At 66.9% G+C, this 13,585-nt stretch carries 15 protein-coding genes; 11 read left to right on the forward strand and 4 right to left on the reverse strand.

The features are described 5' to 3' along the window. Positions 1–4: 4 nt before the first annotated feature. From NA10_RS33155 to NA10_RS33165, 3 genes are all read right to left on the reverse strand, one after another. On the reverse strand, positions 5–1,669 hold the full coding sequence (locus tag NA10_RS33155) for an NCS1 family nucleobase:cation symporter-1 (protein ID WP_245678162.1): 1,665 nt from the start codon (positions 1,667–1,669) through the stop codon (positions 5–7). A gap of 90 nt (positions 1,670–1,759) precedes the next feature. Beyond that, the gene (locus NA10_RS33160) at positions 1,760–2,494 is read right to left on the reverse strand and encodes a GntR family transcriptional regulator (protein ID WP_067574661.1); all 735 of its coding nucleotides are present in this window, start codon (positions 2,492–2,494) and stop codon (positions 1,760–1,762) included. A 64-nt stretch (positions 2,495–2,558) separates the two neighbouring features. Further along, complete coding sequence (locus NA10_RS33165) at positions 2,559–2,993, reverse strand: MarR family winged helix-turn-helix transcriptional regulator (protein WP_084515636.1); 435 nt, start codon at positions 2,991–2,993, stop codon at positions 2,559–2,561. A gap of 86 nt (positions 2,994–3,079) precedes the next feature. On the opposite strand from NA10_RS33165, the gene NA10_RS33170 reads away from it, so the two are divergent. From NA10_RS33170 to NA10_RS33190, 5 genes are all read left to right on the forward strand, one after another. Then, positions 3,080–4,513, forward strand: a complete 1,434-nt coding sequence (locus NA10_RS33170; protein ID WP_084515633.1) for a DHA2 family efflux MFS transporter permease subunit — start codon at positions 3,080–3,082, stop codon at positions 4,511–4,513. A gap of 156 nt (positions 4,514–4,669) precedes the next feature. Beyond that, complete coding sequence (gene msrB / locus NA10_RS33175) at positions 4,670–5,125, forward strand: peptide-methionine (R)-S-oxide reductase MsrB (protein WP_067574663.1); 456 nt, start codon at positions 4,670–4,672, stop codon at positions 5,123–5,125. Further along, complete coding sequence (gene msrA / locus NA10_RS33180) at positions 5,122–5,634, forward strand: peptide-methionine (S)-S-oxide reductase MsrA (protein WP_067574664.1); 513 nt, start codon at positions 5,122–5,124, stop codon at positions 5,632–5,634. Before msrB ends, msrA begins: the two co-directional genes overlap by 4 nt. Before the next feature lie 114 nt (positions 5,635–5,748). Continuing rightward, on the forward strand, positions 5,749–6,201 hold the full coding sequence (locus NA10_RS33185) for a flavodoxin family protein (RefSeq protein ID WP_067574665.1): 453 nt from the start codon (positions 5,749–5,751) through the stop codon (positions 6,199–6,201). Continuing rightward, a complete protein-coding gene (locus NA10_RS33190) occupies positions 6,198–7,373 on the forward strand; it encodes a sensor histidine kinase (protein WP_067574666.1) in 1,176 nt (391 codons plus the stop codon). The genes NA10_RS33185 and NA10_RS33190 overlap by 4 nt, the downstream gene beginning before the upstream one ends. On the opposite strand, the gene NA10_RS39690 is transcribed toward NA10_RS33190, so the two are convergent. After that, positions 7,286–7,690, reverse strand: a complete 405-nt coding sequence (locus tag NA10_RS39690) for a helix-turn-helix domain-containing protein (protein WP_373862474.1) — start codon at positions 7,688–7,690, stop codon at positions 7,286–7,288. The genes NA10_RS33190 and NA10_RS39690 overlap by 88 nt on opposite strands. Positions 7,691–8,048: 358 nt before the next feature. On the opposite strand from NA10_RS39690, the gene NA10_RS33195 reads away from it, so the two are divergent. The 6 genes from NA10_RS33195 to NA10_RS33220 form a co-directional block, all read left to right on the forward strand. Beyond that, the gene (locus NA10_RS33195; protein ID WP_067574667.1) at positions 8,049–8,843 is read left to right on the forward strand and encodes a LytR/AlgR family response regulator transcription factor; all 795 of its coding nucleotides are present in this window, start codon (positions 8,049–8,051) and stop codon (positions 8,841–8,843) included. Between the two features lie 25 nt (positions 8,844–8,868). Further along, on the forward strand, positions 8,869–9,234 hold the full coding sequence (locus NA10_RS33200) for a hypothetical protein (RefSeq protein ID WP_067574668.1): 366 nt from the start codon (positions 8,869–8,871) through the stop codon (positions 9,232–9,234). A 25-nt stretch (positions 9,235–9,259) separates the two neighbouring features. Beyond that, positions 9,260–10,786, forward strand: a complete 1,527-nt coding sequence (locus NA10_RS33205; RefSeq protein WP_067574675.1) for a sodium/solute symporter — start codon at positions 9,260–9,262, stop codon at positions 10,784–10,786. 135 nt (positions 10,787–10,921) lie between these two features. Continuing rightward, positions 10,922–11,278 (forward strand): DUF485 domain-containing protein, encoded by a 357-nt coding sequence (locus tag NA10_RS33210; RefSeq protein ID WP_067574669.1) that lies wholly within the window; start codon positions 10,922–10,924, stop codon positions 11,276–11,278. Further along, positions 11,275–12,903 carry a monocarboxylic acid transporter gene (locus NA10_RS33215; RefSeq protein WP_067574670.1) on the forward strand — a complete coding sequence of 543 codons (1,629 nt, stop codon included), beginning with the start codon at positions 11,275–11,277 and terminating at the stop codon, positions 12,901–12,903. The genes NA10_RS33210 and NA10_RS33215 overlap by 4 nt, the downstream gene beginning before the upstream one ends. Before the next feature lie 48 nt (positions 12,904–12,951). Next, positions 12,952–13,585, forward strand: a 634-nt coding sequence (locus NA10_RS33220) for an AMP-binding protein (protein WP_157556918.1), incomplete at its 3' end; no start/stop codon positions are given.

Genomic DNA, 13,585 nt, shown 5'->3' on the forward strand with positions numbered 1-13,585 from the left:
GGTTTCACCGAGTTTCGAATACGGGGGCGGGTAGGCGCAGCGGTCCGCGGGTGGCTAGCAGGTAGTAGCAGGCCAGCGCCAGACCGCAGCCGATGAACCAGCTGTACTGCGCGGCGGTGTACATACCGGTGATCTTGCCGGAGGTCAGCACCGGGATTACCGCGAAGACCGCGCCGATGACGGTGGCGATAATGGCCGCGGGGTTGTAACCCCTTCGGTACCAATAGCTTCCACGCTCGGACATGGTGAACAGGTCATCCACGATGACACGCTGTTTGCGTACCAGGTAGTAGTCGGCGATGAGCACGCCGAACAGCGGGCCGATGAACGCGCCGAGGGTCTCCAGCGTGTAGTGGATGACATCGGGATTGTTGTACAGATTCCACGGCGTGATGACGATCGACCCGACCGCCGCGATCATGCCGCCCATCCGCCAGCTGATCTTCTGCGGATTCACATTCGAGAAGTCGAAGGCCGGGGAGATGAAGTTGGCCACGATATTGATGCCGATGGTGGCGATGGTGAAGGTCAGCGCGCCCAGCACGATGGCGAAGGTGTTGTCTATGCGCGCCACCGTCGCCACCGGATCGGTGATCAGCTCGCCGTACACCGGAATGGTCAGCGAGGCGGTCACCACCACCAGCAGCGAGAAGACCAGGAAGTTCACCGGCAATCCGAGCAGATTGCCCTTCTTCACCGCGGCGAACGATTTGCCGTAGCGGGAGAAGTCGCCGAAGTTCAGCATCGGCCCGGAGAAGTAGGACACCACCAGTGCGATCGCGCCGAGCATGACCGGCACCGCCGACCACCCGGACAGCGTCCGCCTACCCAGGTTCAGGTCGATACCGCTCCAGCCGGCCTTCCAGATCAGGTATCCGCACAGCACGAACATGACCACGTAGACCGCCGGTCCGCAGAAGTCGATGAACTTGCGAATCGACTCCATACCGCGCCAGAACACGCAGGCCTGCAACACCCACAGCATCAGATACGAGGCCCAGCCCAGCGCGGACAGGCCCAGGAATCCGTAGTCGTCCACCACCGCGTACGGCGCGAGGCCCGGGAACAGCTTGATCAGCACCACATCCAGGGCCGCCGAGGCCAGGAAGGTCTGAATTCCGTACCAGGCCACCGCGATCAGACCGCGGATGATGGCGGGCACATTCGCGCCGAGCACACCGAAGGCGCTGCGGCACATGACCGGATACGGCACGCCCGTCACCTGACTGGGCTTGGCCACCAGATTGCACAGCCCGTACACGATGGTGATGCCCACGACCAGCGCGATCAGCACCTGCCAGCTGTGCAGGCCGAGCGCGAAGAGACTGCCCGCGGTGACATAGCCGCCGACGCTGTGCACATCGGACATCCAGAACGCGAAAATGTTGTACGTGCCCCAGGTTTGCGTGCGCAGCGGGGCGAGGTCTTCATTGACCAGCCGGGGGTCGTAATCCGGCTCGTTCGGTACTGCCGCGTGCGGCTTGTTCGGTCCTGCCGCGTGCGGCTTGTTCGGCACTGCCGCGTGCGGCTCGTTCGGTACTGCCGCGTGCGGCTCGTTCGGTACTGCCGCGTGCGGCTCGTTCGGCACTGCCGCGTGCGGCTCGTTGGTCGCAGCCGAGTGCTGCGCGTCGGTGAGCGCACTCGTCGGCGGCGCAACGGTTTCGGGCATGTCGCACATCCGATCTCATCGGGTCCCGACCTTCGGGAACAAGGGTGTGCGCGACGCTATCGAGCCGGTATTGCCCGGGTGTTGCCGGAACTATATATCTTTCTGACCTGCTGATTCGGCAAAAAGTCCGGTATCGGTGGGCAGTCGAGAGAGTACTCCGTTGAGGCGCTCGTGGTGCGCTCCGGTGGCCAGCAGCAGCGCGTCCGCGTCGCGGGCCAGGAAGGCCGCGAGCTGCTTGCTGTGATCGGCGTGCAGCACCACCCGATCGGCGGTGCTGGCATGCACCATGGGCTGCACCGGCTCGGTGATATTCCAGGCGTATTCGAGCATGTGCACCACGCGCGGCATACCGGAGGGACGCACCAGGGCGAGATGGAAATTGCGGGTCTCGCGGTGATAGGCGAGCGCGTTCTCGGTGAGAATGGCGCGTTCGAGCCGGGCGTGGGTCTCGCGCGCCAGCTCATGATCGTCGGCGGTCGCGCGCGGGACGGCCGCGGCCAGTGCCGCCGCCTCCAGGCTCTCGCGGACCACGTACAGCTCGCGCAGCTCCTCGGCGGTCAGCAGCGTCACCTGATAGCCGAAATTCGGCCGATGCTCGACCAGGCCCTCGCCGATCAGGGTTTGCAGGGATTCGCGCACCGGGATCGCGCTCACGTCGAACTGCCGCGCCAATTCGCCCAGCGGCATACCGGTGCCCGGCGGCAGATTGCCCTCCAGGATGAGCCGGCGCAGTTCGGCGAGAATCTCGTGCTGTGAATAGCCGCGATGCGCGTCCAGGGGAGGCGTGAGCTGCGGTAGTCGCGGTAGTCGAGGTCGAGAGGGCACCCGCCCACGGTAGTCGCCCGGGTCGACCGCCGAACGGGCATCCGGGCAGGTCCGGGCGAGTGGGTCAGAGCTCGTCGAGGTCGTAGCCGAGCGCCTTGAGTGAAAGCCGGTGCAGCGTAGTGCGTTCGGCCGGGGTCAGCCGGAACAGCAGCGCGTCGGTGGCCGTGGCGATTTGGGCGTTGGTTTCATCGCGCAGCTTGCGGCCGGAGTTGGTGATGGCCAATCGGTACTTGCGCCGGTCCTCGGGATCGCGGGTGCGGGTGACCAGGCCCGACTTCTCCAGGCTGTCGACCAGTCGCACCACTTCACTGCGGTCGATGTTCAGCGCATCGGCCATCTCCTGCTGGGTGATCTCGCTGAATTCCGAGAGGTAGGTGAGCACCCAGTGCTCGCGCAGCGAGGTCCCCAGTCCGTTGTGCACGGCCTTGTGCAGCTTGCCGAGCGCGTAGGTCGGATAGCGCAGCAGGCCCTTGGGGTGGTACTCGCGGCTTTCGGTCACCAGTGGATTATATCTATTGTTGAGTAGCTCAATCATTGTTAGAGTCTGCAATTGAAAAGCTCAAGCACATTCGAAGGAGACATCCGATGCCGCAGACGCGCCCGGATACCACCGCCCCCATCACCTCTCGCTCACCCGACATCCCCGATTCGGACAAGATTCCCGCGCATGTCTGGCGCACCGCCGGCGTGGTCGTCTTCGGCGCGATCATGGGCATGCTCGACACCTCGCTGGTGAATATCGGACTGCACACCATCGGCGCGGATCTGCACGCCTCGCTCGCCGCCATTCAATGGGTGGCCAGCGGATACCTACTGGCCCTTGGCGTTTCGCTCACCGTCTGCGGCTGGCTGAGCCGCCGGTTCGGCGTCGGACGGCTCTGGCTCGGGGCCATGCTCGCCTTCACCCTCACCTCGGGGCTGTGCGCACTGGCCGGTTCGGCGGGATGGCTCATCGCCCTGCGCGTCCTCCAGGGTTTGGCCGCCGGGGTCATGATTCCCGCCGGTCAGACCATTCTCGGCCAGGCCGCCGGACCGCGGCGGATGGGCCGGGTCATGGGAGTGGTCGGAATCGCCGTGGTCGGCGCACCCGCAGTCGGCCCGACCATCGGCGGTCTCATGCTGGCGCACTGGAGCTGGCAGTGGCTGTTCCTGATCAATATTCCGTTGGGCCTCATCGGTTTCGCGCTCGGACTGCGGTACCTGCCGCTGAACCCTGGTGCGCCGACGCAATCACTGGACTTCATCGGCCTGATCCTGGCGGGCGGGGGTGTGTCCGCGGTCGTCTACGGACTCTCCGAGATCGGCGAAACCGGCTCCGCCGCATCCCTTTCCGTCTGGTTGCCGGTGACTCTCGGCCTGGCGGCGATGGTCGGCTTCGTCACCCGCACCGTCTCCAGCGCCCGTCCCCTGCTGGACGTCCGCATGTTCACCGACCGGGTCTTCGCCGCCGCCAATACCGCCAGCTTCTTCGCGGGCGCGTCCATGTTCGGGGTCATGGTCCTGCTGCCGCTGTATTTCCAGGTTCTGCACGGTGCGGGGCTGGTCGGCACGGGGGTGCGCCTGATCGCCTTCGGCGCGGGCGGCGTCATCACGCTGCCGCTGGGTGGCCGTCTGGCCGACCGCTTCGGCGGCGGCCTGATCGCCATCTTCGGCAATCTGGCCGTGGCCCTGACCTTCGTTCCGTTCGCGTTCCTCGCGGTCGACGCGAATCCCGTTCTTGTACAACTGCTCCTGTTCGCGGCGGGTGTGGCCACCGCGCTGGCGGGAATGCCGCTGGTCTCGGCCGCCTACGCCGCGGTGCGCCCGGACCAGCTCGCCGACGCCGCCGCCTTCGTCAATATCCTGCAACGCGTCGGTGGGGCGGTCGGCGTCGCGGCGGTAGCCGTAATCCTGTCCCGTGCAACGGCATCCGCGTGGGATGCGGTCTCGGGCTATCAACTCGCCTTCGCGGTCATCGCCGCCGTCTCCCTGATCGCCTCGCTCGCCTCCACCCAGCTCCGCCGCCATCAGCGCAGATAGCCACCGATCGCCCCGCGGCGAATAATGGACGCGGCATTGAACGAACACCGCATTGAATGAAAACCGCATTTAATGACCGAAGTGTGACGCCCGGTCGGGGTGGGAACTTCCGGCCCGGGGCACGGGTTGTACGTGTGGCCGAACCGAGGAGGTCATGTGACACAGGAATACAACCGGAATCCGGCGGCGGTGGCGGCGCTCTCACCCGAGCAGTACCACGTCACGCAGGAGAACGGGACCGAGCGGGCGTTCACCGGCGAGTACTGGGACAACCACGAGCCCGGCATCTACGTCGACGTCGTCTCCGGTGAGCCGCTGTTCGCCTCGACGGACAAATTCGAGTCCGGATCCGGATGGCCGAGCTTCACCAAGCCGATCGAGAAGTCCAATGTGTTCGAGAAACGCGATATCAGCCATCTGATGGTTCGCACCGAGGTGCGCTCGGCCCACGGTGACAGCCATCTCGGACATGTGTTCACCGACGGACCCCGCGATCAGGGCGGACTGCGATACTGCATCAACTCCGCGGCCCTGCGCTTCATCCACCTCGATGACCTCGAGGCCGAGGGCTACGGACAGTACAAGACTCTCTTCACGAAGGAGGAGGCGTGACCGATACGCGCACGGCGATTCTGGCGGGCGGATGCTTCTGGGGCATGGAAGACCTGATCCGCAGGCAGCCCGGAGTGCTCTCCACCCGCGTCGGCTACACCGGCGGCCGCAATGACAACCCCACCTACCGCAACCATCCCGGTCACGCGGAAGCCGTCGAAATCGTCTACGACCCCGACCGGACCGACTACCGCGCCCTGCTGGAATTCCTCTTTCAGATCCACGACCCCACCACCAAGAACCGCCAGGGCAACGACATCGGCGACAGCTACCGCTCCGCCATCTTCTACCTCGACGACGAGCAGAAGCAGATAGCCCTGGACACCATCGCCGACGTCGACGCCTCGGGCCTGTGGCCCGGCAAGGTCGTCACCGAGGTCACCCCGGCCGGCACCTTCTGGGAAGCCGAACCCGAGCACCAGGATTACCTCCTGCGCTACCCCGAGGGCTACACCTGCCACTTCCCCCGCCCGGGCTGGAAACTGCCCAAACGGGAGACCGCCAAGTAGCCGAGTAGCACCGGCCGAATGAACCGACCGCACCACCCGATTCGGGTGGTGCGGTCGCTGTTCACACGGACTGCCTGGCCGGGGGCGGCCTGGCGCGCCGCTAGGCTCGGAGGCGTGCCGAAGCTGCTGCTGATTCATCACACGCCGTCGCCGCATATGCAGGAGATGTTCGAGGCGGTGGTGGCCGGGGCCACCGATCCCGAGATTCAGGGGGTGGAGTTGGTGCGGCGGGCGGCGCTGGCGGTCACCGCGAGTGATGTGCTCGCGGCGGATGGTTATCTGCTCGGAACGCCCGCGAATCTCGGGTATATGTCCGGGGCTTTGAAGCATGCGTTCGACACCTTCTATTACCCGTGCCTGGATTCCACGCGCGGGCGGCCGTACGCCATGTACATGCACGGCAATCAAGGCACCGAGGGGGCCGAGCGCGGGGTGGAGAGCATTGCCACCGGGCTCGGATGGGAGAAAGCCGGTGCGGCCGTGATTGTTTCGGGGCCGCCGAGCAAACAGGACGTCGAGCGCTGCTGGGAATTGGGCGCGACGCTGGCCGCGCAGCTCATGCCGTGAGTGCCACCGCGGTCGCCGTGGTGATCGCCGGGGCGCTCATCGCGGGCGCGTTGTTCGCATGGCCGCGGACACGCAGATCGGTGACCACACCGGCCGAGCGGGCGGTGCACGCGGCCTTGCAGACGGCCGCGCTGGCGGCGAAACCCCTGCGCGGCGGGCTCACCGAGGAATCCGCCGAACAGGCCGCGCCCTATCTGCGGGCGCTCATGGGGGCCGAGGCGCTCGGGATCGCCGACGCGTCGGGGGCACTGCTGGCGTGGGACGGCGCGCATGCCGAGCTCGCGGAAGCGTTCGGGGAGGCGGCGAGTCGCGCCATCGCGGGGGAGCGGTCGGTGCTGGTGTCGTGCGCGGACGGGTACACGCTGGTGGCGCAACCACTGCCCAGCGAGCACAGCGGGATGGTCGGGGCCTTCGGTGCGGTCACACGCGGTAAGCCCGGACCCGGCATGCTCGGCGCGGTGGCCGAGGTCGCTCGATACGCCTGCGGCCAGATCGAATTGGCCGAACTCGACGCCTCCCGCGCCCGATTGGATCGCGCCGAGGTGCGCGCCCTGCGTGCCCAGATCAGCCCGCACTTCATCTACAACGCGCTCAATACCATCGGCTCGTTCGTGCGCACCGATCCCGACCGCGCCCGCGAACTCATCCTCGATTTCGCCGACTTCACCCGCTACTCCTTCCGCACCGCCGGTGAATTCACCTCCCTCGCGGACGAATTGACCAATATCGACCGCTACCTGGCCCTGGAACGCGCCCGCTTCGGCGACGCCCTGCGCGTCCGCCTGCAAATAGCCCCCGAGGTTCTCACCGTCGTCCTGCCGTTCCTGGCCCTGCAACCACTGGTGGAGAACGCCGTCCGCCACGGCCTCGCCGGACAACCGGGCCTGGGCACCGTCAGCATCACCGCCGCGGACGCGGGCGCGGACTGCCTCATCAGCGTCGAGGACGACGGCGTCGGTATGGACCCCGAAATCCTCCGCTCCGGAGCCCTCGACGCCATCGAAACCACCACCGGCACAGCCGAATCCGCCCACGTGGGCATGGCCAATGTCGACGACCGCCTGCGCGCCGCCTTCGGCAACGACTACGGCCTGGTGGTGGAAACCGCCCCCGGCGCGGGCACCAAGGTCAGCATGCGCGTCCCCAAATTCCGCCCGGGCGTGCGCGCCTGAAATCGTCGTGCTCGGTGGATCAATCTGCCGGATGCTCTACGGGCTCTGCGGACCGGCAATCCCTCTGGGCCGCAACTTAATAGGTGTTCGCGCATTTGGACCGGGCTGCGCCCGTAGTGTTCCCGATAGGCTTCGCGGAAGCGGCGGGTGCTGGGGAAGCCCTCCTCGAAGGCGATCCTGTCCACATCGACCGGCAGCGCGACGGACAATCGCCGATGGGCGCGTTCGACGCGAATCGCGCGCAGGAGTGCGCCGGGCGACGGCTGTCCGGCGCTTCGCAGAACCTTGTACAGCGTGCGTTCGCCGATGCCCAGCATCGTGGCGATGGCCGCGGGCGTCACCCGCGGATCGTTCGCATGCTCCTCTCGCGGGCCACATCACGCACCGCCGGAAGACTACAAGCAGCACGCCCCGGGCGCAGGTTCTCGGACGGGTCGGGAAACGACCGCGATCGGGCAGGAAAACGGTAGAAATCGGATGGTCATGGAACTTACTGCGCGAGAAGGGCTTTCGAACGACAGCGGATAAGAGGTGGACCGAGGGACAGATGCGTGACGGTGGCGAGTGCCCCGGTACCTCTCTCGTTCTCGCATCGGAGGGGAAGAACGAGGAGTACGGCTGCATATCGCCACCGCGCACACGAGGTGAGAATGTCGGGATTAGGATGTTCCGACTGTGACCAGGACCACGACCACCGACTCGGCCGACGCCGCGCTCCGTGTGCTCGCCGTGGATGATGAGCGGCCCGCTCTGGATGAGCTCGTCTATCTCCTGCGCGCCCAGCCGGAAATCGGGGAGATTCACGCGGCGGGGGATGCCACGAGTGCGCTGCGGTTGTTGCGGGCGCATGTGGTGGACGCGGTATTTCTGGATATCAATATGCCCGGCTTGGACGGGTTGGAATTGGCGGGGATTCTGTCGGAGTTCGCGCGGCCGCCCGCGGTGGTGTTCGTGACCGCGCATGACGATCGGGCGGTGGCCGCATTCGATCTCGGGGCGGTGGATTATTTGCTCAAGCCGCTGCGCGAGGCGCGGTTGGCGGAGGCGGTGCGGCGGATCAGCGCGGGACGGGCGCAGCCGCAGCCGGTGACGGATATCGATCCGCACGAGGTGATTCCGGTGGAATTGGGTGGCGCGACGACGCTGGTGCATCGGGCCTCGGTGAGTTGGGTGGAGGCGGATGGGGATTACTCACGGCTGCATACCAATTCGGGATCGCACCTGGTGCGCATACCGCTGTCCGAACTGGAATCGCGGTGGGCGGAGGCGGGATTCGTGCGGGTGCACAGGTCCTATCTGGTGGCGCTGCGGCTGGTGACCGGGTTGCGCACCGTCGGCACCGGCACGGTCGTCTGTCTGCGTGCCGAGGGAAGTGCGGCGGCGGCGGAACTTCCGGTGAGCCGACGACAGGTGCGCGATCTCAAACAGCGCCTCATCCACGCACCCCGGCAGCATCGGACCGCCCGGTAATGGGGCGGCGACAGGGGGTGCCCCGATGACCAGTTCACAGCGCCCCACCCGAGAGCGGGTGGTGCTGGCCGAGCGGCGCGGGGCACGACTGGTGCGGACCCGGGTGGAGGTGGCCGAGCAGACCGAGGTGGGCGCGGCCATGATCGGCGGGCTCATTCGGGCGCAATTCGGGTTGGCCGTGCGGGTGGGATTGGTGGTGGTGGGCGCATTGGGGGCGCTGCCGCTGCTGTTCGCGCTCGGGCCGCTGGGGAGCGCCGAAGTACTCGGCGTGCGGGTGCCGTGGGCGCTGCTCGGGGTGGCGGTGTATCCGCTGCTGTTCGGGGCCGGACTGGTCTATGTGCGGCTGGCCGAGCGCAATGAGCAGGACTTCGGCGAATTGACCGGGGACTGAGGTGAATTCGCGGCCCGATTCGTGGATGACGGTGACGGCGCTGCTGCTGGCCGCGCTCGCCAGCGTGGCCATCGGCAGTTACGGCGTGCGATTGGCCCGCACCACCTCGGACTTTCTGGTGGCGTCGCGCTCGGTCGGGCCGAAATGGAATGCGGCGGCGGTATCGGGTGAATACCTTTCGGCCGCTTCGTATCTGGGCGTCGCCGGGCTGATCGCCAAGTACGGGGCGGACGCACTCTGGTATCCGGTCGGGTTCACCGCCGGATATCTCGGCCTGCTGCTGTTCGTGGCCGCACCACTGCGCCGCTCGGGCGCGTACACCATGCCCGACTTCGTGGAGTTCCGGCTCGGTTCGCGCGGGGTGCGCAAACTGACCGCCCTCGTCGTGGTGGTGATCTGCGGGGTCTACATGATTCCGCAATTCCAAGGCGCGGGACTCACCCTGCGAATTCTGCTCGGCGTCCCAGACTGGGTCGGCGCTATCGCGGTGGGGCTCATCGTGATCGGCACGGTGGCGGGCGGCGGTATGCGGTCGATCACCTTCGTGCAGGCGTTCCAGTATTGGCTCAAACTCACCGCCATCGCGATTCCGGGACTGGTGCTGCTCGGCTATTTCCTGCGGCACGACGAGGATCCGGGCGCACCGCACCTGACCGCCGCCGCCGATGCCGACTGGCTGGTCCCGGGTGGTGGACTCGGCGGCCCGCATCCGATGTACCAGGTGTATTCGCTGATTATCGCGACCTTCCTGGGCACCATGGGGCTCCCGCATGTGCTGGTGCGCTTCTACACCAATCCGGACGGCCGAAAGGCCCGCAGCACAGCGCTTTCGGTGATCGGCATGGTCGGATTCTTCTATCTGTTCCCGGTGCTGCTGGGCGTACTGGCCCACTTGTACGCGGCGCGACTGCCGAGTGCGGGGGCATCCGACGCCGCGGTCCTGCTGCTGCCCGGTTCGGTGCTCGCGGGACTGCCCGGTCAGCTGCTCGCCGCCCTGGTCGCGGCGGGCGCGGTGGCCGCGTTCCTGTCCACCTCGTCGGGTCTGCTGGTCAGCATCGCGGGCGTGGTCGGCACCGATCTGCTGCGGGGCCGGATTCGCGACTTCCGCCTGGCCGCGATCATCACCGGTGCTGTCCCGCTGTTGCTGGCATTGACCGTTGTCTCCCTTGATCTTTCGCGTGCGGTGGGCCTGGCCTTCGCGGTCGCCGCCTCCACGCTCTGCCCGCTGCTGGTACTCGGCATCTGGTGGCGCGGGCTCACCGCGACCGGTGCGGCCGTCGGCCTGATCATCGGCGGTCTGCTGTCCGGCGCCGCCACGGCGGTCTCGGTCAGCGGGGGTGTCTCCCAGACGCTCGCGGCGGGCTGGCCCTCCGCGGTGCTCAGTTATCCAGCCGCCGTCAGCGTCCCGATCGCCTTCGCGGCAATGATCCTGGTGAGCCGCCTGACCCGCCGCCAATCCACCGCCGAGACCGCTGATGTCTTCGTCCGCATGCACGCCCCCGAACCCCTCGGCATGGGCGCGGATCGCGAGCGCGGCCTGCGCTCGGCCTGACCGTTCATCGCATCCGATCGACCGTTCACCGCAGAACCCGGCACCTTCACCGAGTGACTCAGCCCACACCATTGGGCCCGAGCTCCGATCTGGTTAGCGTCGTGACAGTTAGCCACATCACACGCTAGGAACCCGATGAGCAGTACCGAATTCGGTCTGGACGCGCCCTCGCGCACGCCGACCGCCGCGGACTTCGTCGCCGCGCAAGCCAGTCCGCAATTCCAGGAACTGCGTAATCGGCAGCGCCGCTTCGTCTTCCCCATGACAGCGCTCTTCCTGGCCTGGTACGTGGTCTACGTGCTGCTCGGCGCGTACGCGCACGACTTCATGGCCCACCGGGTGATCGGCAATATCAATGTCGGATTGATCCTGGGCGCGGGGCAATTCGTCTCCACCTTCGTGATCACCGCGCTGTACGTGCGCTTCGCCGGGCGCGAACTCGATCCCCGGGCCGCCGCACTGCGGGCCGAACTGGAAGGGGGACGGGCGTGAACGTCCTTGCCAGCGCCACCACGGTCGGCAATCCGATCGCCAATATCGCCATCTTCGCGGTCTTCGTCGCGGTCACCATGGTGGTGGTCATCCGCGCCAGCCGGAACACCTCGAGCGCCTCGGACTTCTTCACCGGTGGTCGCGGCTTCTCCGGCCCGCAGAACGGCATCGCCATTGCGGGCGACTACCTTTCGGCCGCCAGCTTCCTCGGTATCGCCGGTGCGATCGCCGTCTACGGCTACGACGGCTTCCTGTACTCCATCGGCTTCCTGGTGGCATGGCTGGTCGCACTGCTGCTGGTCGCCGAAATGCTCAGGAACACCGGCAAATTCACCATGGCCGATGTGCTGAGCTTCCGGCTCAAACAGGGTCCGGTGCGCACCGCCGCCGCGCTCTCCACCCTGACCGTTTCGCTGTTCTACCTGCTCGCGCAGATGGCGGGCGCGGGCGGTCTGGTCGCACTGCTGCTCGATATCGACAGCCGCGCAGGACAATCCGTGGTCATCGCGGTGGTCGGTCTGCTCATGATCGTGTACGTGCTCATCGGCGGGATGAAGGGCACCACCTGGGTGCAGATCATCAAGGCCGTCCTGCTGATCACCGGCGCGGCGGTCATGACCGTCATGGTGCTGGGCAAATTCGGCTTCAACCTGTCCGAGATCCTCGGCTCGGCGCAGCAGCACGTCTCCGAATCCGCCAATAAGGCGGTGGCACACCGCGATGTGCTCGCCCCCGGCGCGCAGTACGGCGGCAGTGCGACCTCCACACTGAACTTCGTCTCACTCGGCCTGGCCCTGGTGCTCGGCACCGCCGGTCTGCCGCATGTGCTCATGCGCTTCTACACCGTGCCCACCGCCAAAGAGGCGCGCCGCTCGGTGGTGTGGGCCATCGGCCTGATCGGCGCGTTCTACGTCTTCACCCTGATCCTGGGCTACGGCGCCGCCGCGATCGTCGGCCCGGACAAGATTCTCGCCGCCGCCGGTGGTCAGAATTCGGCGGCCCCGCTGCTGGCCTTCGAACTCGGCGGCGTGGTGCTGCTCGGCATCATCTCGGCGGTGGCGTTCGCGACCATTCTGGCCGTGGTCGCCGGTCTGACCATCACGGCCTCGGCGTCCTTCGCGCACGATATCTACGCCGGGGTCATCAAGCGCGGCAAAGCCGGTGAGGCGGAACAGGTTCGGGTCTCCCGGATCACCGCCGTGGTGATCGGCCTACTCGCCATCGGTCTCGGCATTCTGGCCAATGGCCAGAACATCGCGTTCCTGGTGGCGCTGGCCTTCGCGGTGGCCGCCGCGGCGAATCTGCCGACCATCATCTACTCGCTGTTCTGGAAGCGCTTCAACACCACCGGGGCGCTGTTCAGCATGTACGGCGGCCTGATCTCCACGATTGTGCTGATCATCTTCTCCCCGGCCGTCTCCGGTTCGAAGACCGCCATGATCCCGAGCCGGGACTTCGCCTGGTTCCCGCTGTCCAATCCGGGCATCGTCTCCATTCCGCTGGCATTCGTCCTGGGCATTGTCGGCAGCTACCTGGGCCGCGATAACGAGGATCCGGCCAAGGCCGCCGAAATGGAGGTGCGCGCCCTCACCGGCGTAGGCGCCGAGAAGGCCATCGCGCACTGAGCACCCGCTCGTAATCCCGCCCCGCCCCTTTCGACCGGAGACACCGCAATGACAAGCACGATCGACCGCGACCCCGCCGACCCGCTGAGCTACCCGCCCGGCCCGGAGTTCGCGGCGACCGCCAATGCCACTGCGTCCCTTTACGATCGGGCGGCGGACAACCGCGAGGGTTTCTGGGCCGAACAGGCGCGGCGGCTGCACTGGGAGCAGCCGTGGACGCGCGTACTCGACTGGGACGACGCGCCTTTCGCCCGATGGTTCGTCGGCGGCACCCTCAATGTCGCCTACAACTGCGTCGATCGGCATGTCCTGGATGGACACGGCGACCAGGTCGCCATCCACTGGGTCGGCGAACCGGGTGATACCCGCGCTATCACCTACGCCGACCTGCTGGCCGAAGTCTCCAGAGCGGCAAATCAATTCACCGCTCTGGGGCTTCGCGCCGGCGACCGGGTCGCCCTCTACATGCCGATGGTGCCCGAGGCGATCGTCACCATGCTGGCCTGCGCCCGGCTCGGACTGGTGCATTCGGTGGTCTTCGCCGGATTCTCCGCGGGTGCGCTGGGACAGCGTATCGAGGATGCGCGGGCGCGACTCGTGGTGACCACCGACGGGCAGTGGCGGCGGGGGAGTGCGGCGCCGCTGAAGGAAGCCGTGGACGAAGCCCTTGCGGGACAGGCCG

It is taken from the genome of Nocardia acidivorans NBRC 108247 (assembly GCF_001625085.1).
Lineage (GTDB): Bacteria > Actinomycetota > Actinomycetes > Mycobacteriales > Mycobacteriaceae > Nocardia > Nocardia acidivorans.